This window comes from Pseudorhodoferax sp. LjRoot39 (assembly GCF_964253035.1).
Taxonomy (GTDB): domain Bacteria; phylum Pseudomonadota; class Gammaproteobacteria; order Burkholderiales; family Burkholderiaceae_C; genus Pseudorhodoferax.
This window is the reverse complement of the sequence record NZ_CAXUQL020000001.1, coordinates 7,108,785-7,127,309: the sequence shown is the minus strand read 5'-3', so window position 1 is coordinate 7,127,309 and position 18,525 is coordinate 7,108,785. Positions and strand designations below refer to the sequence as shown.

Sequence of the window (18,525 nt, the reverse complement as noted above, 5' to 3'; positions counted from 1 at the left end):
CGCCGGCCGCACCGCAGCCTGCATACTCGCCGCATGCTGTCCCGGACCCCTTCCCTCGACGATGTGCAGCGCGTGTTCGTCGCGCGCACCCCCCAGATGGCCGACATCGGCCTCGCCATCACCGCGGCCGACCAGGGCCGTGCCGCCATGCGGCTGCCCGACCGCCCCGACTGGGTCGGTGATCCGGCGCGCGGGCTGCTGCACCCCGGTCCGCTGATCGTGCTGGCCGACTCCTGCTGCGGGCTGTCCGTGGTCACGGCGCTGGCCGAGCGCCAGCCCATCGCCACGCTGGACCTGCGCATGGACTACCTGCGCCGCGCCGGCCCCGGCCAGGACCTGCACTGCGAGACGCACTGCTACCGCATGACGCCCAGCGTGGCCTTCGTGCGCGGCGCGGTCTGGCAGGCCGACCCGGGGCAGCCCGTGGCCAACGTGCAGGCCGCCTTCATGCTGGCCACGCCCGCGCGGCGCAAGGCGGCGCCGGATGGGGCCGCTGCGCCGCAGGTGGCGCCCTGGGTGCCGCCGGCCGGCGACGCCCCGGTGCTGGAGGGCGTGGCGATCCCCTACGCCGACTACCTCGGCATCCGCCTGGCCGAAGGCGGCAGCGCGCCGGTCTTCCGCCTGCCGTACCAGGCCAAGCTGATCGGCAACCCGCAGCTGCCCGCGCTGCACGGCGGCGTGGTGGCCGGTTTCGCGGAAAGCGCCGCCACGCTGCACCTGATCTCGGCCGTCGGCGGGGCCAAGTTTCCCAAGTGCATCGACTTCTCCATCGACTACCTGCGCAGCGGCCGGCCCGAGGACACCTATGCGTCCTGCGAGACCGTGCGCCTGGGCGCGCGCGTGGCGCTGGTGACGGTGCGTTGCTGGCAAGGCAATGGGCCGTCGCAGCCGATCACGGTGGCGCGCGGCAATTTCCTGCTGACGGAGACCCACCCATGAACGCCCAGGACAAGGCCCGGCTGCTGCAGACGCTGCAGGCGCGGTTCGAACAGAACATGCAGCGCCATCCAGGCCTGGCCTGGGCCGATGTGCTGGCCCGGCTGGAAGGCCAGGCCGCGGCCCTGGCGGCGCTGCAGGCCATGGAGTCGAGCGCAGGCGAACCCGACGTGGTCAGCCTGGAGCCGGCAGGCGGCCGCATCAGCTTTTGCGACTGCGCGGCCGAGAGCCCGGCCGGGCGCCGCAGCCTGTGCTACGACCGCGCCGCGCTCGACGCGCGCAAGGAGAACAAGCCGCAGGGCTGCGCCGAGGACGTGGCCGAGGCCATGGGCATCGCCTTGCTGAGCGAGGCCCAGTACCGCGCGCTGCAGCAGCTGGGCGAGTTCGACCTCAAGACCTCCAGCTGGGTGCAGACGCCGGCCAGCATCCGCGCCCTGGGCGGCGCGCTGTTCTGCGACCGGCGCTATGACCAGGTGTTCACCTACCACAACGGCGCGCAGTCGTACTACGCGGCGCGGGGCTTCCGCGGCGTGCTGCAGGTGTAGGCGTCCGCGCTCAGGGCAGCGCCAGCGGCGACAGCGTGGCGCGCAGCCGGTCGGCCTGCGACAGTTCGGCCGGCTCGGTCTGCAAGGCTTCCTCCACGTTGCCGATGTGCTCCAGCATGCGCTGGCGCGCCTCGCCCATGTCGCCGCGTTCCATCGCGGCCACGATGGCCGCGTGCTCGGCGCAGGACTGGCTGGCTTCGTGGCTGGACTGGTAGAGCGTGGCGGCCAAGGTGGTGCGGGCCGTCAGGTCGCGCAGCACGTCCGACAGCAAGCGGTGGCCCATCTCCTGCGCCAGGCAGACGTGGAAGTCGGCCAGCAGGAAGGCGCGCGTGGCCGCGTCGGCGCCTTCGATGGCCTGCTGCTCCTGGGCGATGTGCTGGCGCAGCGCGCGGATGGCCTGGGCCAGCGGCCGGCCTTCGGCGCCGAGGATGCCGGTTTCGACGATGCGCCGCGCTGCGAAGGCGTCGCGCGCCTCCTCGGCCGAGGGCTGCACCACATACCAGCCGCGCTTGGGCTGCACCTCGACGAAGCCCCGCGCCTGCAGTTGCATGAGCGCCTCGCGCACCATGGTGCGGCTCACGCCGAACAGGTCGGCCAGCTGCTGCTCGCCGAGCCGTTCGCCCGGGGCGAGCTTCTGCGCGAGGATGGACTGGACCACGCGCTCGGCGATGGTCGTGGGGCTGACGTCGGTGGACATCGCGCTAGTGTGCAGCAGCGCGTCCCGGGTAGGCCGGCGTTGCATCGGGCTGCGCCACCACCTCGTCGTCGATCGGTTCGCCGTTCAGCACCGCATGGGCGCGGGCCCGGTCGATGTCGCCCTCCCAGGCCGCCACGGCCACGGTGGCCACGCAGTTGCCGATCAGGTTGCCCAGGGCGCGCGCGATGCCCATGAACCAGTCCACCGACAGCACCAGCACCAGGCCGATGGCCGGGATCGCGGGGATGGCGTGCAGCGTGGCGGCCAGCACCACGATGGCCGAGCCGGGCACGCCGTGCGCACCCTTGGAGGTGACCAGCGCCACGGCCAGGATGGCCAGCAGGTCGGTCATCGACACCGGCGTGTTGGTGGCCTGGGCGATGAACACCGCGGCCAGCGTGATGTAGATCGAGAACGCGTCGAGGTTGAACGAGTAGCCCGTGGGGATCACCAGGCCCACGGTGGAGTCGCGGATGCCCATGCGGCGCAGCTTGGCCATGATCTGCGGCAGCACGCTGTCCGAGGAGGTGGTGGCGAACACCACGGCCAGCTCCTCGCGCAGGTAGCGCAGCAGCTTCCACAGGCTGAAGCCCGAGACGCGCATCACCGTGCCCAGCACCACGAACACGAACAGCAGCACGGCCACGTAGAACAGACCCACCAGCATGCCCAGCTGCTTGAGCGAGCCCACGCCGTACTTGCCGACCGTGAACGCGATGGCGCCCAGCACGCCCAGCGGGGCCAGCTTGATCAGGATGCCCATGATCTTGAACAGCACCAGCGACATGGTGTCCACCAGCTGCGCCACGGGCCGGCCCACGTCGCCCAGCAGCGCCAGTGCGCAGCCGAACAGCACGGCGAACAGCAGCACCTGCAGCACGTCGCCGGTGGCGAAGGCGTTCACCACGGTGCCGGGGATCAGCTTCATGAGGAAGTCCACCGTGCCGCCGCTGGTCAGCTTGTCGGCGTTGCTGGCGTAGGCCGCCATGGCGGACGGATCCAGCGCCTTGGGGTCCACGTTCATGCCCACGCCGGGCTGGAACACATAGCCCAGCACCAGCCCCAGCACCAGGGCCAGCGTGGTCAGCAGCTCGAAGTAGATCAGCGCCTTGACGCCGACGCGGCCCACGCGCTTGAGGTCGCCCGCGCCCGCGATGCCGTGCACCACGACGCAGAACACCAGCACCGGGATGATCATCTTGATCAGCTTGATGAACGCATCGCCCAGCGGCTTGAGCTGGACGGCGAATTCAGGGTTGGCCAGGCCGAGCGTGGTGCCGACCGCCAGCGCGATCACGACCTGGCCGAAGAGGGAACGGAAAAAGCGCATGGCAGCTCCTGTTGGATGCAAGACCGCATTGATCTTGCATGCAAGAAATATAGACAAGATGCGGCAACGAGCGACACCGGGTAATCCATGAGACGCCGGGGCGCCGGCACCGCAGCGCGAGAATGCGCCGATGCCTGCCACGCTTGCCGACTACCGCTCCCTCTTGCTGAACGCAGTGCCCATGATGGACGTGCGCGCCCCGGTCGAATTCGCGCAGGGCGCGTTCCCGGGCGTGGTCAACCGCCCGCTCATGGACGACGCCGAGCGCCAGCAGGTCGGCACCTGCTACAAGCAGCAAGGCCAGGCGGCGGCCATCGCGCTGGGCCACCAACTGGTGTCCGGCGCCACCAAGCGCGAACGCATCGAGGCCTGGGCCGCGTTCGCCCGGGCCCATCCCGAGGGCGTGCTGTACTGCTTCCGCGGCGGCCTGCGCTCGCAGATCGTGCAGCAGTGGCTGCAGGCCGAGGCCGGCATCGCCTACCCGCGCGTGGACGGCGGCTACAAGGCCATGCGCGGCTTTCTGCTGCAGACCACGCAGGAGGCCGCAGCGCAGTGCGACTTCCATGTGCTGAGCGGCCTGACCGGCACCGGCAAGACCGAGGTGCTGGCAACGCTGGGCGGCGGCCTGGACCTGGAAGGCCATGCCAACCACCGCGGTTCCAGCTTCGGTGCGCGCGCCACGCCGCAGCCGGCGCAGATCGATTTCGAGAACCGCCTCGCAGTCGACATCCTGCGCCAGCGCGCCGGCGGGCAGCGCAGCTTCGTGGTGGAGGACGAAGGCCGGCACGTGGGCACCTGCTCGGTGCCGCTCGAACTGCGCCTGCGCCTGGAGCAGGTGCCGCTGGTCTGCCTGACCGACGGCTTCGACGCGCGCGTGGACCGCATCCTGCACGACTACGTGGTCCGGCAGGCCGCCGATTTCGTGGCCGTGTACGGCGCTGAGCACGGCGCCGAGCGATTCGCGGAGCGGCTGCTGGAGAGCCTGGCCAGGCTGTCCAAGCGGCTGGGCGGCGCGCAGTACCAGCGGCTGCAGGGTGTCATGCAGGAAGCGCTGGCCGAGCAGCGCGACAGCGGCCGTGTGGACGGCCACCGCGACTGGATCGCGGTGCTGCTGCGCCAGTATTACGATCCCATGTACGCCTACCAGCGCCAGAGCCGGGCCGAGCGCGTGGTGTTCGAGGGCGACCGGGCGGCCGTGCTGGACTATTTGCGAGAGCGGCTGGCGCCGCGCTGACCGCGGCCGCGCCTCAGGCCGGCCGCACGCCCTTGCGCAGCAAGGCCACCAGGGTGTCGGCCACCGCGTCGAGGTTGCCGCCCTCGGGATCGAGCAGGTACTGCGACACCGCGCCCCGCAGCGTGGAGACGATGACCATCGCCAGGCACCGTGGGTCGATGGCCGCGTCGACCTCGCCCTTGGCGATGGCGATGCGGATCTCCTCCTCGAAGAACAGCAGCGTGCGTGCATTGGCCGGCCGGACCTCCTTGAGCAGGCCGGGCATGGACGAGAACGACTCGGCCCAGATCACGTTCATCGCGCGCGAGCGTTCCGGGTCCACGCGCACGAGAGCCAGGTAGGCGCGGATGGTGGCGTCGATGTTGGCCAGGCCCGGCGTGATGCGGCCCGGGATGTGCTCGCGCGCCCAGGACGTGGCCCGCGTGCGGAAGCGGCCGACGATGAAGCCGTACACCTCCAGCAGCAGCTTCTCCTTGGTCTTGAAGTAATAGTTGGGCAGCGAGTGGCTGTAGCCCGACTCGCGCCCCACGTCGACCAGCGAGAGCTTGGAGGCGCCGTCGCGCGCGATCAGCCGGATCGCGGTCTGGATCATGCGGCTGATCGCCACCTCGCGCAGTTCGGCGTTGGTCTTGGGCGTGTCGCCCGGGTCTTCAGGACGTTCCATGGGTGCAGGCTGTGGGCTGGGGCGCCATTGTCGTCATGCCTGCATCCGTGGCGGCTAGCGCCCCTTCCAGACCGGCTTGCGCTTCTCGACGAAGGCCTGCAGGCCCTCCTTGCGGTCTTCCGACTCGATGGCGCGGTTGGCGATGGGCATCTGCCGCTCCCAGGCTTCCTCCTCGGTCCAGTTGATGCCCTGGAACACGATCTCCTTGGTGGCGGCCAGCGCGGTCGGGCCGTTGACCATCATCTTTTCGGCGATCTCCAGCGCCGTGGCCAGCGCCTGGCCTGGCGGCACCACGCGGTTGACCAGGCCCCAGCGCTCGAAGAACTCGGGGCCGCGCAGTTCGGCCGTCAGCGCGAGTTCCATGGCCAGGTGGTAGGGAATGCGCCGCGGTAGCCGGAACAGCCCGCCGCCGATGGCGATCACGTTGTGGCGCGCCTCGGGCAGGCCCATGCGCGCATTGCTGGCGGCCACGATGATGTCGCACGACAGGCACAGCTCCAGCCCACCGCCCACGGCCACGCCTTCCACCGCGGCGATGAGCGGTTTGCGCGGCGGCCGCTTGAACACGCCGAAGCCGCCGCGCGGCGGCCGTTCGCGCAGCTCGCCGCGCGCCGCGGCCTTGAGGTCGGCGCCGGCCGAAAAGTCGCCGCCGGCACCGGTCACGATGCCGACGAAGAGTTCATCCGTCTGGTCGAGTTCGTCCATGGCCGCGTTCATGGCCATGCCGAGCGCGCCGTTGGCGGCGTTCTTGACCTCGGGCCGGTTCAGCGTGACGACCAGCACATGGCCGCGCCGCTCGGTCAGGACAACGGCTTGTTCTTGGGGCATGGTGTTCCTTTCACAGCGCGAAGGTGAAGCCGCCGTTGACCGGGTAGACCTGGCCGGTGATGTAGTCGCTGGCGCCCGAACTCAGGAACAGCACCATGGCCGCCACGTCGCTGGGCCTGCCCAGGCGGCGGATGATGTACTTCTCCATGATCTTCTTGGCGCGCTCCGGGTCGGCCGCCATGCGCGCCTCGATCATGGGCGTGCCCATGGCCGCGATCACCACGCTGTTGGCGTTGATGTTGTGCCGGCCCATGCCGCGCGCCACCGAGCGCATGAAGCCCGCCGCGCCGGCCTTGGCGCCCGCATAGACCTCCATGCCGGCGTCGCCGAAGCGGCTCGCGTCCGAGATGATGGTCACGATCTTGCCACCCTTGCGCTCGATCATGCCGGGCAGCGCGCCCGCGGTGCAGTTCATCACGCCGTCGAAGTTCACGCCGATCCACGACTTCCAGACTTCGGGGCTGGTCTCGTAGAAGGGCTTGCGCACGGCCTCGTCGGGGTTGGCGCCGGCATTGCCCGCGTTGTTCACCAGCACGTCCACGCGGCCGTAGTGCGCGAAGGCCTTGGCGTACATCGCCATCACGCTGGCGTGGCTGCTCACGTCGGCCTGCAGCGCGATGGCCTTGCCGCCCTCGGCGTTGATCTCGTCGGCCACGGTCTGCGCGCGCTCCAGCACGTAGTCGTTGACGACGATGCCGTCGGCGCCGTGCGCGGCCATGAAGCGTGCGATCTCGCGGCCCACGTTCTGGCCGGCGCCGGTGACCAGGGCGACCTTGCCCTGCATGCTCAGGATGTCTTGCATCTTCGGTTCTCCTCGTTCAGACCTTGCGGTCGGTGTGTTGCCAGAAGGGGGCACGCAACTCGCGCTTGAGCAGCTTGCCCACGGTGTTGCGCGGCAGTTCGTCGACGATGCGGATCGCCCGCGGCCGCTTGTAGGAGGCCAGCCGCTCGGCGCAGTGCGCCAGCAGCTCGTCCTCGGTGATGCCATGGCCCGGCTTGGGCTCGCAGAAGGCCATCACGCGCTCGCCCATCTCGTCGTCGGGAACGCCGATCACGGCGGCGTCCGACAGCGCGGGATGGGTCAGCAGCGCGGCTTCGATCTCGGCCGGGTAGATGTTCACGCCGCCCGCGATCACCATGTCCTTGGCCCGGTCGCTGATCCACAGGCAGCCGTCGGCGTCCAGATGGCCCATGTCGCCGGTGCGGAAGTAGCCGCGCGCATCCAGCGTGTCGGCATCCAGCGGCGGCGCGTTCAGGTAGTTGCGGATGTTGGCCGGTGTCCAGGCCCAGATCTCGCCGGTCTCGCCCGCGGGCAGGGGCTGGCCGTCGGCATCGCGGATCTCGATGCGCACATGGCGGTACGGCAGGCCGCTGGAACCGGGCTTGGCCTGCTGCATCTCGGGCGGCATGTGCGTGACCATGCCGGTCTCGGTGCTGCCGTAGCCCTCGTGCAGGCAGTCGCCTAGGTTCGCGATGATCCAGCGCTTGAGCTCGGCCGACACCGGCGCCGCGCCCACCGTCAGCTGCACGATGGAGCCCAGGTCGTGCCGCGCGATCACCTCGGGCGGCAGCGCGGCGATGCGCTTGTACATGGTGGGCACACCGGTCCAGTGCGTGAGCCGGTGCCGCGCGATCAGCGCCAGCGCTTCCTCAGGCGCGAAGCGGCGCTGCAGCACGGTCAGCGCGCCGCTGCGCTGGGCCGACCACAGCTGGCCGGGCCCCGAGCCATGGTGCATGGGCATGGAGAGCAGGTAGGCGGCGCGGCCGTCGGTTTGGCGCTTGGAACGCACGTCCAGCAGGTATTCGGTGGTGACGGGGTCGTCGGCGCTGGGCTTGCGGTCCAGCACCACGCCCTTGGGCAGGCCGGTGGTGCCCGAGGTGTAGATGATCAGCGGCGGATCGCCCGTGGAGAACAGCGGCGGTGCCGTGGGTGTGCCGGCCATCAGTTCGGCCAGCGTCACGAAGCCCGTGGCCGGCGCGTCCAGCGACACTGCCAGCTTCAGTTGCTGGCCCTCGAAGGCCGGCAGCAGCGCGCCGGGGTCGGCGTCGTCGCAGACGATGGCGTTGGCCCGGCTGTTGTTCAGCACGTGGCGGATCTCGGCGTTGGTCAGCCGCCAGTTCAGCCCCAGCAGCCAGCAGCCGAGCTTGGCCAGCGCCGACGCGATCACGGGCCATTCCAGCCGCGTCTGCGTGCGCAGCACCACGATGTCGCCAGCGCCCAGGCCGCGCGCCTTGAGCGCTGCGGCCAGGCGGTCGGCCTGGTCGTTCCATCCGCCCCAGCGCAGCTCGCGCTCGCCGTCGATCAAGGCGATGGCGTCGGGCTGGGCGGCGGCCCAGTGCTCCAGGGTGCCGGGCAGCGCGGCGGCTTGCAAAGCAGTGTTCATGGGCGGCCTCATGCCAGCAGGTGGCGCGCGACCACGCGGTACTTGTGCACGTCGGTCGGACCCTCGTAGATGCGGGCCATGCGCTGGTGGTCGTACCAGTGTGCGAGCGGCGATTCGTAGGTGCAGCCGGCCGCGCCGTGGATCTGGATGGCGCGGTCGACCACGCGGTCCACCATCTCGGTGCAGAGCATCTTGAGCATGCCGGCCTGCACGCGCGTGTCCTGCCCGGCATCGTCCTGCGCGGCGCAGTGGTACAGCATGAGCCGGTTCTGCTGGATCTCGATCCACGAGTCCACGATCTTGGACTGCACGGCCTGCTTCTCGGCCAGCGGGCCGCCGAAGGCCACGCGCTGCTTGGCGTGCGCGACCATCATCTCGTAGGCGCGCTGGGCCACGCCCAGCGCGCGCGCGGCCACGTCGAAGCGCGCGGCCGACAGCGCCTGCTGCGCGCCCTTGAAGCCCTGGCCCTCGCCGCCGATCAGCGCCAGCACGTCGACCTCGCAGTCGGAGAAGGTCAGCTGGTGCGTCTTGAAGCCGCCCAGCATGGGCACCTCGCGCGCATGCATGCCCGGGTTGTTCTTGTCCACGGCGAACATCGAGATGCCGCCGGCGCCCTTGTTCCTGTCGGTGCGCGCGACGACGAAGACCACGTCGGCCTCCTGGAAGCTGCTGATCCAGATCTTGGCGCCGTTGATGACCCAGCCGCGCGCGGTCTCGCGGGCGTGCGTGAGGATGGCGCCGGCCGGGTCGCCGCCGCCGCCGGGCTCGGTCTGCGCGAAGCAGTAGTTCAGCGTGCCCGCCAGGATGGGGTCGAGGTAGCGCGCGCGCTGCTCGCCCTGCAGCGCGTACAGCGGCCCCAGCGCACTGCCGCCGAAGCGCAGCGGCGTGAGGCAGCGGTAGTTCTCCTCGGTGATGGCCATCTTGTCGACCAGCGAGAGGCCGGCGCCGCCGAATTCCGGCGGCGCCGTCAGGCCCCACAGGCCGACGGCGCGCGCGGCCTGTGTGCCAGCCGCGTAGTCGCGGCGCGCCAGCGTCTCGCCGCGCAGCACGCGGGCTTCCAGCGGCATCTGGTGCTCGTTCACCAGGCGGCGCACCAGGTCGGTCAGTGCGCGGGTCTCTTCGTTCAGGACGTACAAGGGGGCTCCTTTCAGGTCAGCACGCCGTCGCGGCGGAAGGCGTCGATTTCTTCGTCGGTGTAGCCGGCCACGTCCTGCAGCACCTGCTGCGTGGCGTCGCCGATGCGGGGGGCCGGCCGGGCCGGCAGCGGCGCGGCCGGCGTGATGGCGCACTGCGCGTTGCGCATGCGCACCGTGCCGATCTGCGGGTCGCTGATCTGGCCGTAGTAGCCGTCGGCCAGCAGGTCCGCATCCGTTGCCAGTTCGGCGTGGTCGCAGACCACGTGGGCGGGGATGCCCTGGGCCTGCAGGGCGTGTTCGAGCGCCTCGGCGTTCTGGTCGGCCGTCCACGCGGAGAGCTGGGCATGCAGGTCGCCACGGTGGCGCAGGCGGCCGAGCAGGGTGCCGAAGTCCGCGGCATCCAGCTGCGGCGCAGCCAGCCGGCGCAGCGCCTGCCAGTGCACGTCGGCCGAGGCGTCGAGCGCGATCCAGCGGTCCTCGCCGGCGCAGCGGAACACGCCGCTGGGTGCGCGCAGCGGGTCCACCGCGTCGCCCTGGCGCTGCGGCACCGTGCCATTGGCGGCATGCGCGAACCAGGCCGGCAGCAGGAACTGCAGGCCGGCCTCGGCCTGGGCCACGTCCAGGTAGCAGCCCTGGCCGGTCAGGTCGCGCCGGCGCAGCGCGGCCAGCAGGCCCGCGACGAGGAAGCGCGGCGTGACGGAGTCGGTCCAGGCGTTGAACGGGCCGGTCGGCGCGCGGTCGGGCCAGCCCGTGAGCTGGCTGGCGCCCGAGTAGGCCGCGCCCAGCGTGCCCACGCCGCTGGCGCTGCGGTGCGGGCCGGTCTGGCCGAACAGGCAGCTGGCGGCCATCACCAGGCGCGGGTTCTCCAGGCGCAGGCGTTCCCAGCCCAGGCCCATGCGGTCCAGCGTGCCGGCCGTGAAGCTCTCGATCACCACGTCCACATGGCGGGCCAGCCGGCGCACGATGCCGCGGCCGGCTTCGCCCGACAGGTCCAGCGCCAGGCTGCGCTTGCCGGCGTTGATGAAGTGGTAGGACAGCGTGCGCTCCGGGTGCGGCGTGCCGTCGCGGTAGGGCCCCAGCGTGCGCAGCGGGTCGATGCGCTTGGCGCTCTCGACCTTGATCACGTCGGCGCCGAAGTCGGCCAGGTAGCGCCCGCTCATGGGGCCGACCATGACCCAGCTCAGGTCGAGCACGCGCAGGTGGGCGAGGGGTGGTGCGGTCATGGTCAAACGATGTGGTGGCAAAAGAGCGCCTCGATCTCACCGGCGGACAGGCCGAGTTCGGCCAGCAGCTCCTGCGTGTGCTCGGACAGGCGCGGCGCGGGATGGCGCAGCTGGGTGGCGAAGCTGTCGCTGCGCACCACATGGGCGGGCGCGTCCACGGTCACGCCGTCGACGAGCGGTTGGCGCAGCCACAGGCCGCGTTCGCGGTACTGGTCGAACGCGGCGATATCGGCCATGTCCATGAGCGGCGCGGCGAAGAAGCCGTGCGTGCGCGCGGCCACGCCGACCTCGTCCTTGGTGCGCGCCGCGACGGCACTGCGCACGCCCTCGACGAGCTGGCGCAGCTGGCTGGCGGCGAGCGCCACGTCCTCGCCCGGAAAGCGCGTCCAGTCGACCTGGCCGATGGCCGCGTCGAGCCGGCCGTCGGCCACGGCCCAGGCCGCCATGCGCGCGGTGATGCCGCCGAAGCCGCCGAAGGCGATGGAGACCTGCACATGGCCGTCGCGGCAGGGCAGGAAATTGGGCAGGTCGACGCCGGCGACGGAACGCTTGGCCTGGCCGCGGCGCGGCGGCCGCTCGGGCGTGTCGGCGTAGTAGGGCAGCGAGAAGGCGCTCATCATCGCGGCGGCGCGCATGGACACCTCCACGCGTTGGCCCTCGCCGTCGCGCGTGCGGGCGGCCAGCGCGGCCAGCACACCGATGGCGACCTCGCAGCCGGCCTCCAGCATGGCCTGAGGCAGCGGCAGGAACAGGGGCGCGCGGTCGGCGTCGCCCGTGGCCAGCGGCACGCCGGCGGCGGCCACCAGCGTGCGGTCGGTCCAGGCGTAGCCGCTCTTGGGGCCGGCGGCCGAGAACGGCCGCACCACGCAGTGCACCAGGCCGCCGTCGGCCAGGTGGGCGCAGCGCCCGGGCGCGGCCTCGATCACGGCGTCGGCCGTGCGCACGAAGCTGTGCAGCAGATCCTGGCCGTCCACGCCGTCCAGGTCCAGCGTGAGGCTGCGCTTGTTGCGGTTCAGCGCGTGCCAGCTGAGGCTGCGGTCCAGGCCGATGCGCCCGTCCAGGAACGGGCCCATGCGCCGCCCGGCCGCGCCGCCGGGCGGCTCGACCACGACCACGTCCGCCCCCAGGTCGGCCAGCATCTGCCCGGCCAGCATGGTGGCCGGGGCGGACAGTTCGAAAACGCGCAAACCGTTCAGCACATGGTTCTCCTGCAATCGGTCGCAACCTTAAACAAATTAGATAGTGATCTAATATCTAGTTTTCCCTATCGGGACAAACGCGCAGGTTTGAAGTTGGATACTTGCATGGCATCAAATAAGTGACCACACTGGCGCCATCTACACGAACGGACCGACGCCATGCCCGTGCAAGCCCTCAAGCCATCGCTCTACACCGTGCCGCCCGATTCCCGCACGCCGCCCCAACTGCTGGGCGGGCGCTGCCGCTGCGGCCATGTGTTCTTTCCCATGCAGACGCTGGGCTGCGAAAAATGCGGCGCCACGGGCGACGCGCTGCAGCCCGCCGCGTTGTCGGCCACCGGCACGCTGGTGGCCTCGTCGCGCGTGCTGATGCATGCCCGCAAGGACCGCGAGCCGCCCTATGTGGTGGTGTCGGTGCGGCTGGACGACGGCCCGGTGGTGCGCACGCTGCTGGACGAGGACACGGCCGATGTCATTGCCATCGGCACGCCGCTGCAGGGCCGGCTCATGGAGGTGGGCCGCAGCGAGGCCGGCACGCCGCTGGGCGATCTGCGCTTCACCCGCACCCGCTGAGTTCCAAGCTTCCGGAGAACCTGATGGCTCAAACCCTGGCGCGCATGCGCCCTGTCTATGTGGTCGGCGTGGGCTGGCACCGCTACCAGCCGCTCAGCGACACGCCGTATCCCGCACTGGGTCTGGCCGCAGTGCGCGGCGCGCTGGCGGACGCCGGCATCGAATGGCCGGCCGTGGAATCGGCCTACGTGGCCACCGCGCTGCTGCCCATGGCACCGGGTCGGCCCATGCTGCGCCACCTGGGTGCCACCGGCCTGCCCATCGTGCACATCGAGAACGCCTCGGCTTCGGGCTCGGCCGCGTTCCGCCAGGCCTGCATGGAAGTGGCCAGCGGCTGCAGCGACCTGGTGCTGGCCGTGGGCGTGGACAAGCCGACCGGCGCGCCGGTGCCACGCGGCGAGCAGGCCTGCGGCATCGAGCACCTGGCCGACGACGCCATCGTGCCGTTCACCCACTTCGCGCTGCTGGCCGACCAGTACGCGCAGCGCTGGGGCGTCTCGCACGACGACATCGCGCGCGTGGCTGTCAAGAACCACGGCAACGGCGCGAAGAACCCGTTCGCGCAGCGCCAGCAGGCGCGCACGCTGGAAGAGGTGCTCGGCGGGCGCGCCGTCTCGGGCAGGCTCACCACGCTGCAGTGCACGCCGGTGGGCGAGGGCGCGGCGGCCGTCATCGTGGCCTCGGAAGACGCGATCCGCCGCCTGGGCATCGGGGCAGACAAGCCGATCCGCGTGACCGGCTCGGCCGCGCGCAGCCAGCGCGTGTACGACGAGCCCACGCGCTTCGACGCCAACCTGACGGCCGAGACGGCGCAGCTGGCGATCGCCGAATCCGGCCTGCGCGCCGACCAGTTCGACATTGTCGAGCTGCACGACGCGTTCACGGTCGAGGAGGTCGAGTACGTCGAGGCCATGGGCATGTGCCAGCCGGGCCAGGCCGTGCCGCTGTTGAAAGAAGGCGCCTGGGACATCGGCGGGCGCTGCGCCGTCAACCCCTCGGGCGGGCTGATCGCCATGGGCCACCCCATCGGCCCGACCGGCCTGGGCCAGATCGGCGAGATCACGCTGCAGTTGCGCGGTGCGGCCGGCCCGCGCCAGCACGCGGGCGCCAAGACCGGGCTGGCGCACATGGTGGGCGTGGGCGCCGTCTGCTACGTGCACACGCTGCAGCGGGATTGATTCCGTGCGACGCGGCGAACCATACGCCGCGCGCACACAACGAGAAGGAGACAGGACATGACGGCATGGCGTCGCGTCGGTTTGGGCGCAGCGAGGACGGGGGTCACGCTGCTGGCGGTATCGCTCGTGAGCTTCCTGCTGGTCGCGCTGCTGCCGGGCGACCTGGCGCTGCTGATCCTGGCCGATTCGGCCACGCCCGAGCGCCTGGCCGCGCTGCGCGCCGAACTGGGCCTGGACCAGCCGCTGTGGCTGCGCTACCTGACCTGGATGGGCAACGTGCTGCACGGCGACCTGGGCCACGGCATCCACTCGGGCGAGGCCACGCTGGACGTGATCCTCTCGCGCCTGCCGGTCACCATCGAGCTGATCCTGCTGACGCAACTGGTGGCATTGGGCCTGGCGATTCCGCTGGGCATCTGGAGCGCCTACCGGCGCGGCTCGGCGGTGGACCACACCACCCTGGCCGCCTGCCTGGCGCTGCTGTCCACCCCGGCGTTCGTGCTGGCGTTGGCCATGATCTACGTGTTCGCGCTGCAGCTGCAGTGGCTGCCGGCCACGGGCTATGTGTCGTTGTCCGAAGGCGTGTGGGACAACCTGCAGAGCATGGCCATGCCGGTGCTCTCGCTCGCGCTGATCGAGGTGCCGATCTACCTGCGCCTGCTGCGCAGCGAGATGGTGGCCACCTTGCAGCAGAACTTCATCGCGCTGGCGCGCGGCATGGGGCTGCCGACCTGGCGCATCCTGTTCGAGAACGCGCTGCGGCCCTCGTCGCTGAACCTCATCACGGTCGTCGGCATCAACATGGGCCGGCTCATGGGCGGCGCCATCATCATCGAGAGCATGTTCGCGCTGCCGGGTGTGGGGCAGTTGCTGGTGGAGTCGATCTACCAGCAGGAGTACCTGGTCACGCAGGGCATCGTGCTGTTCGTGGCGGTGGCTTTCATCGGCATCAATCTGGCCACCGACCTGGTCTACGCACTGGTCGATCCGCGCCTTCTGCGCGACGCGGAGGCATGAGATGAGCCACACCGTGTGTCGGTGCCGAGCGCAGCGATGGCCCGTTCGCGAGGTCGAGCGCAGCGATGGCCTGTGTGGGACTTCCCCCTGTGACCCTGCCGAGGAGCGCAGCGTCATGGGCTGCGCGGGGAACCTCGCGCTTCAACATCTGACTCATTGCGCTTGTTTGAGCGTAGTGAGCGAAGCGAACGGTGCGAGTTGCGCAATGCAGCCCATGGCGCGAGCACCGCAGGTTGCCCGGAGCGCCAGCGCAGGGACAGGGGCACCGGGGTCGCCTTCTTTTGCTTACTTTTCTTGGCGAAGCAAGAAAAGTCAGTCGGGGTGTGGGGATGAAGTCCCCACCTCCTCACGTCGATCAAACGTAGTTGTTCTTGCTGGCACCAGAGGCCGGGATGTGCGCCCGGCAGCGCAGTCACTTTCTCTTGGCTACCGCCCAAGAGAAAGTAACCAAAGAGAAGGCGGCCCCGGTGCCCCTGTCCCTGCGCTGGCGCTCCGGGCAACCTGCGGTGCTCGCGGCCTGGGCGCATCGTGCAACTCGCTGCGTTCGCTGCGCTCACTTCGCTCAAACAAGCACGATGAGTCAGTCAACGAAGCGCGAGGTTCCCCGCGCCGCCCAGGCCACTGCGCTCCTCGGCGTGGGCACAGGGGTGGGAGCGGGGTCACACACGGGCCATCGCTGCGCTCGGCCGCGCAGCTGCACAAATGCAACGCCGGAGGACATTGAGATGCGCAAACCCCGTTCCGTCTACCGCATCGCACTCGCCTGGCTGGCGCTCGTGCTGCTGGCCGCGCTGACGGCCGACTGGCTGCCGATCCGCGATGCGCTGCACCAGAGCCTGGCCGACATGCTGAAACCGCCCAGCGCGGCGCAATGGTTCGGCGCCGACTCGCTCGGCCGCGACGTGTTCTCGCGCTCGTTGCACGGCTTTCGCATCACCTTGATGGTGAGCCTGGGCTCGGTCGGGCTGGCGCTGGTGGTGGGCACCGTGGTGGGCGTGTGCGCCGGCTACTTCCGCGGCTGGATCGAGCGCGTGATCCTCATCGTCATCGATGTGCTGCTGGCCTTCCCGCCACTGGTGCTGGTGATCGCCATGGTGGCCTACCCGGGCCTGCCGCTGGCCAAGGTGGTGATCGCGCTGGGCATCGTGTTCGTGCCGGCCACCACGCGCATCGCGCGCGCCAATACGCTGCGCTTCGCGGGCCTGGAGTTCGTCACCGCGGCGCGCGCGGCCGGCATGAGCGACGCCCGCATCATCGGGCGCGAGCTGCTGCCCAACCTGGTCCCGCCGATGCTGGCCTACGGCCTGCTGCTGGTGGCCATCGCCGCGCTGGCCGAGGCCGCGCTGAGCTTCCTGGGCCTGGGCATCCCGCCGCCGGCGCCCTCGCTGGGCAGCATGATGGCCGGCGAGCAGTCGCGCGTGATGGAGGCGCCGCACGCGGTGTTCTTCCCGGCGCTGATGCTGTTTTTGACCATCTTCGCACTCAACATCGTGGGCGAGGAAGTGCAGCGCCGCCACGACGGCCGCGCGGGAGCCGCCTGATGGATGCCAACCAGCCACTGCTCCAGGTCGAGGACCTGCAGACCCACTTCGACCTGCCGCAGGGCGTGCTGCGCGCGGTCGACGGCGTGTCGTTCACGCTGCGTGCCGGCCGCACGCTGGGCGTGGTGGGCGAGTCGGGGTCGGGCAAGTCGGTGCTGGCGCGCAGCATCATCGGCCTGCTGCCGGCCGACCGCACGCTCACGCCCGGCGGGCGCGTGGTGTTCGATGGCCGCGACCTGCGCCAGCTCGGCGAGGCCGGGATGCGCCAGGTGCGTGGCCGCCAGATCGCGATGATCTTCCAGGACCCGCTGACCTCGCTGAACCCGGTGCTGACCATCGGCCGGCAGATCGCGCAGGTGCTGCGCCAGCACACCGATCTCTCCGCGAAAGCCGCGGCCGAGCGTGCGGTCGAGCTGCTCGACGAAGTGGGCATCCCCGACCCGCGCCAGCGCGCCCGCGAGTACGCGCACCGCATGTCGGGCGGCATGCGCCAGCGCGTGGTGATCGCCATCGCGCTGGCCTGCAAGCCGCGCCTGTTGATCGCCGACGAGCCCACCACCGCGCTGGACGTGACGGTGCAGGCGCAGATCCTCGAGCTGCTGCGCCGGCTGCAGGACGCGCACCAGATGGCCATGGTGCTGATCACCCACAACCTGGGCGTGGTGGCCGAGATGTGCGACGACGTGGCCGTGATGTACGCGGGCCGTGTGGTCGAGCGCGGCCCGGTGGCGGCCGTGCTGCAGCGCCCGCGCATGCGCTACACGCAGGCGCTGCTGGAGTCGGTGCCCAGCATGACGGCGGCGCCGCACGCGCGGCTGCCCGTGATCGAGGGCGCGCCGCCCGACCTCGTGCATCCGCCGGCCGGCTGCAGCTTCGCGCCGCGCTGCCGCCATGCGGTGGCGAACTGCACGGCCCAGCGCCCGCCCTTCACCGCCACCGGCCCGGGCCGTGCGTTCGCGTGCTGGGCGCCCGTATCCCAACCCCAGGAGGCATGAATGGCAGGCAGCGGCACCGCACACCTCCAACCCGACGGCGCGCTGCTGAGCGCGCACCACCTCGTCAAGACCTACCGCGCCAAGGGCAGCCGGCGCGTGCAGGCGCTCTCGGATGTGTCGTTCGACCTGCTGCGCGGCGAGACGCTGGGCGTGGTCGGCGAATCGGGCTCGGGCAAGTCGACGCTGGCGCGCGCCGTGCTCGCGCTGCCGCATCCCGACAGCGGGGAGGTCCGTTTCGATGGCCAGCCGGTCTACGCGGCCCACGGCGCCGGCTTGCGCGCGCTGCGCTGGCGCATGCAGATGGTGTTCCAGGACCCGATGTCCTCGCTGAACCCGGCGCAGTCCATCCTCGACGTGGTGCAGATGCCGCTGGAGGTGGCCAGCCGCGGCGATGCGGCATCGCGCCGCGCCACGGCATTGCAGACCCTGCAGAGCGTGGGGCTGGACGGCGCGGTGGTCGGCAACCGGCGCTCCTACGAGCTGTCGGGCGGCCAGTGCCAGCGCGTGAGCATCGCGCGTGCGCTGGTGCTGCGGCCCGAGCTGCTGGTCTGCGACGAGCCGGTCTCGGCGCTCGACGTGTCGGTGCAGGCCCAGGTGCTGAACCTGCTGGAGGACGCCAAGGAGCGCTTCGGCCTGACCATGCTGTTCATCTCGCACGACCTCTCGGTGGTGCGCGGCATCAGCGACCGCGTGATGGTGATGTACCTGGGCAAGGTCTGCGAGATCGCGCCCACGGCCTCGCTGTACAACGCGCCGCGCCACCCCTACACCGCCACGCTGCTGGCCTCGGTGCCCACGCTGGAGCCGAGCCGGCGCGCCCAGCGGCCGGCACTGGTGCGCGGCGAGACGCCGTCGCCGCTGGCCGTGCCCTCGGGCTGCCGCTTCCGCACGCGCTGCCCGCGCGCCAGCGAGCGCTGCAGCCAGGAGGAGCCGCAGATCGCCGCCGCCAGCGGCGCGACCGACGGCCATTTCGTGGCCTGCCACCACCCGCTACCGGCCGGCGCCAGCGCGGCGGCGCCGCTGGCGCGCGTGGCCTGAGCCAGAC

18 protein-coding genes are annotated in these 18,525 nt (G+C 70.9%); 9 read left to right on the top strand and 9 right to left on the bottom strand.

The window, feature by feature from the left end; genetic code table 11:
* Positions 1-33: 33 nt before the first annotated feature.
* Together ACSQ4M_RS33320 and ACSQ4M_RS33315 are read left to right on the top strand one after the other, a co-directional pair.
* The gene (locus ACSQ4M_RS33320; RefSeq protein ID WP_436193631.1) at positions 34-939 is read left to right on the top strand and encodes a PaaI family thioesterase; all 906 of its coding nucleotides are present in this window, start codon (positions 34-36) and stop codon (positions 937-939) included.
* The gene (locus ACSQ4M_RS33315) at positions 936-1,481 is read left to right on the top strand and encodes a DUF4256 domain-containing protein (RefSeq protein ID WP_436193630.1); all 546 of its coding nucleotides are present in this window, start codon (positions 936-938) and stop codon (positions 1,479-1,481) included. The genes ACSQ4M_RS33320 and ACSQ4M_RS33315 overlap by 4 nt, the downstream gene beginning before the upstream one ends.
* A gap of 10 nt (positions 1,482-1,491) precedes the next feature.
* Here ACSQ4M_RS33315 and ACSQ4M_RS33310 read toward each other — a convergent pair whose 3' ends face one another.
* Positions 1,492-2,178, bottom strand: coding sequence for a GntR family transcriptional regulator (locus ACSQ4M_RS33310; RefSeq protein ID WP_436193629.1), 687 nt, complete (start codon positions 2,176-2,178; stop codon positions 1,492-1,494).
* Between the two features lie 4 nt (positions 2,179-2,182).
* Positions 2,183-3,508: a C4-dicarboxylate transporter DctA gene (locus ACSQ4M_RS33305; protein ID WP_436193628.1), complete on the bottom strand. Its 1,326-nt coding sequence runs from the start codon at positions 3,506-3,508 to the stop codon at positions 2,183-2,185.
* Positions 3,509-3,638: 130 nt separating this feature from the next.
* Between ACSQ4M_RS33305 and mnmH the strand changes: the two genes are divergently transcribed.
* Positions 3,639-4,742, top strand: a complete 1,104-nt coding sequence (gene mnmH, locus ACSQ4M_RS33300; RefSeq protein WP_436193627.1) for a tRNA 2-selenouridine(34) synthase MnmH — start codon at positions 3,639-3,641, stop codon at positions 4,740-4,742.
* Between the two features lie 13 nt (positions 4,743-4,755).
* On the opposite strand, the gene ACSQ4M_RS33295 is transcribed toward mnmH, so the two are convergent.
* The 7 genes from ACSQ4M_RS33295 to ACSQ4M_RS33265 are packed head-to-tail and all read right to left on the bottom strand — an operon-like array spanning position 4,756 to position 12,176.
* The gene (locus ACSQ4M_RS33295) at positions 4,756-5,406 is read right to left on the bottom strand and encodes a TetR/AcrR family transcriptional regulator (protein WP_436193626.1); all 651 of its coding nucleotides are present in this window, start codon (positions 5,404-5,406) and stop codon (positions 4,756-4,758) included.
* A 54-nt stretch (positions 5,407-5,460) separates the two neighbouring features.
* Positions 5,461-6,234, bottom strand: coding sequence for a crotonase/enoyl-CoA hydratase family protein (locus tag ACSQ4M_RS33290; protein WP_436193625.1), 774 nt, complete (start codon positions 6,232-6,234; stop codon positions 5,461-5,463).
* A gap of 10 nt (positions 6,235-6,244) precedes the next feature.
* A complete protein-coding gene (locus ACSQ4M_RS33285; protein WP_436193624.1) occupies positions 6,245-7,036 on the bottom strand; it encodes an SDR family NAD(P)-dependent oxidoreductase in 792 nt (263 codons plus the stop codon).
* 16 nt (positions 7,037-7,052) lie between these two features.
* Positions 7,053-8,618 (bottom strand): class I adenylate-forming enzyme family protein, encoded by a 1,566-nt coding sequence (locus tag ACSQ4M_RS33280; RefSeq protein ID WP_436193623.1) that lies wholly within the window; start codon positions 8,616-8,618, stop codon positions 7,053-7,055.
* 8 nt (positions 8,619-8,626) lie between these two features.
* Positions 8,627-9,754, bottom strand: coding sequence for an acyl-CoA dehydrogenase family protein (locus tag ACSQ4M_RS33275; RefSeq protein ID WP_436193622.1), 1,128 nt, complete (start codon positions 9,752-9,754; stop codon positions 8,627-8,629).
* An 11-nt stretch (positions 9,755-9,765) separates the two neighbouring features.
* Positions 9,766-10,977: a CaiB/BaiF CoA transferase family protein gene (locus ACSQ4M_RS33270; RefSeq protein ID WP_436193621.1), complete on the bottom strand. Its 1,212-nt coding sequence runs from the start codon at positions 10,975-10,977 to the stop codon at positions 9,766-9,768.
* Between the two features lie 2 nt (positions 10,978-10,979).
* Positions 10,980-12,176: a CaiB/BaiF CoA transferase family protein gene (locus ACSQ4M_RS33265; RefSeq protein WP_436193620.1), complete on the bottom strand. Its 1,197-nt coding sequence runs from the start codon at positions 12,174-12,176 to the stop codon at positions 10,980-10,982.
* Between the two features lie 159 nt (positions 12,177-12,335).
* On the opposite strand from ACSQ4M_RS33265, the gene ACSQ4M_RS33260 reads away from it, so the two are divergent.
* From ACSQ4M_RS33260 to ACSQ4M_RS33235, 6 genes are all read left to right on the top strand, one after another.
* Entirely contained in the window at positions 12,336-12,749 is a 414-nt protein-coding gene (locus ACSQ4M_RS33260; protein WP_436193619.1) for a Zn-ribbon domain-containing OB-fold protein, read from the top strand.
* 23 nt (positions 12,750-12,772) lie between these two features.
* Positions 12,773-13,927 (top strand): thiolase family protein, encoded by a 1,155-nt coding sequence (locus ACSQ4M_RS33255; RefSeq protein ID WP_436193618.1) that lies wholly within the window; start codon positions 12,773-12,775, stop codon positions 13,925-13,927.
* Between the two features lie 57 nt (positions 13,928-13,984).
* Complete coding sequence (locus tag ACSQ4M_RS33250) at positions 13,985-14,944, top strand: ABC transporter permease (protein ID WP_436193617.1); 960 nt, start codon at positions 13,985-13,987, stop codon at positions 14,942-14,944.
* Positions 14,945-15,669: 725 nt separating this feature from the next.
* Positions 15,670-16,485, top strand: coding sequence for an ABC transporter permease (locus ACSQ4M_RS33245; protein WP_436193616.1), 816 nt, complete (start codon positions 15,670-15,672; stop codon positions 16,483-16,485).
* Positions 16,485-17,480: an ABC transporter ATP-binding protein gene (locus tag ACSQ4M_RS33240; protein WP_436193615.1), complete on the top strand. Its 996-nt coding sequence runs from the start codon at positions 16,485-16,487 to the stop codon at positions 17,478-17,480. Before ACSQ4M_RS33245 ends, ACSQ4M_RS33240 begins: the two co-directional genes overlap by 1 nt.
* Complete coding sequence (locus ACSQ4M_RS33235; protein WP_436193614.1) at positions 17,481-18,518, top strand: ABC transporter ATP-binding protein; 1,038 nt, start codon at positions 17,481-17,483, stop codon at positions 18,516-18,518.
* Positions 18,519-18,525 lie beyond the last annotated feature (7 nt).

Excerpts from the sequence above, each read along its gene's own strand:
- ACSQ4M_RS33240 (WP_436193615.1), top strand. The coding sequence starts at position 16,485 with ATGGATGCCAACCAGCCACTGCTCCAGGTCGAGGACCTGCAGACCCAC.
- ACSQ4M_RS33250 (WP_436193617.1), top strand. The coding sequence starts at position 13,985 with ATGACGGCATGGCGTCGCGTCGGTTTGGGCGCAGCGAGGACGGGGGTC.
- ACSQ4M_RS33285 (WP_436193624.1), bottom strand. The coding sequence starts at position 7,036 with ATGCAAGACATCCTGAGCATGCAGGGCAAGGTCGCCCTGGTCACCGGC.
- ACSQ4M_RS33315 (WP_436193630.1), top strand. The coding sequence starts at position 936 with ATGAACGCCCAGGACAAGGCCCGGCTGCTGCAGACGCTGCAGGCGCGG.
- ACSQ4M_RS33290 (WP_436193625.1), bottom strand. The coding sequence starts at position 6,234 with ATGCCCCAAGAACAAGCCGTTGTCCTGACCGAGCGGCGCGGCCATGTG.
- ACSQ4M_RS33255 (WP_436193618.1), top strand. The coding sequence starts at position 12,773 with ATGGCTCAAACCCTGGCGCGCATGCGCCCTGTCTATGTGGTCGGCGTG.
- ACSQ4M_RS33310 (WP_436193629.1), bottom strand. The coding sequence starts at position 2,178 with ATGTCCACCGACGTCAGCCCCACGACCATCGCCGAGCGCGTGGTCCAG.
- ACSQ4M_RS33260 (WP_436193619.1), top strand. The coding sequence starts at position 12,336 with ATGCCCGTGCAAGCCCTCAAGCCATCGCTCTACACCGTGCCGCCCGAT.
- ACSQ4M_RS33295 (WP_436193626.1), bottom strand. The coding sequence starts at position 5,406 with ATGGAACGTCCTGAAGACCCGGGCGACACGCCCAAGACCAACGCCGAA.
- ACSQ4M_RS33270 (WP_436193621.1), bottom strand. The coding sequence starts at position 10,977 with ATGACCGCACCACCCCTCGCCCACCTGCGCGTGCTCGACCTGAGCTGG.
- ACSQ4M_RS33320 (WP_436193631.1), top strand. The coding sequence starts at position 34 with ATGCTGTCCCGGACCCCTTCCCTCGACGATGTGCAGCGCGTGTTCGTC.
- ACSQ4M_RS33305 (WP_436193628.1), bottom strand. The coding sequence starts at position 3,508 with ATGCGCTTTTTCCGTTCCCTCTTCGGCCAGGTCGTGATCGCGCTGGCG.
- mnmH (WP_436193627.1), top strand. The coding sequence starts at position 3,639 with ATGCCTGCCACGCTTGCCGACTACCGCTCCCTCTTGCTGAACGCAGTG.
- ACSQ4M_RS33245 (WP_436193616.1), top strand. The coding sequence starts at position 15,670 with ATGCGCAAACCCCGTTCCGTCTACCGCATCGCACTCGCCTGGCTGGCG.
- ACSQ4M_RS33235 (WP_436193614.1), top strand. The coding sequence starts at position 17,481 with ATGGCAGGCAGCGGCACCGCACACCTCCAACCCGACGGCGCGCTGCTG.
- ACSQ4M_RS33280 (WP_436193623.1), bottom strand. The coding sequence starts at position 8,618 with ATGAACACTGCTTTGCAAGCCGCCGCGCTGCCCGGCACCCTGGAGCAC.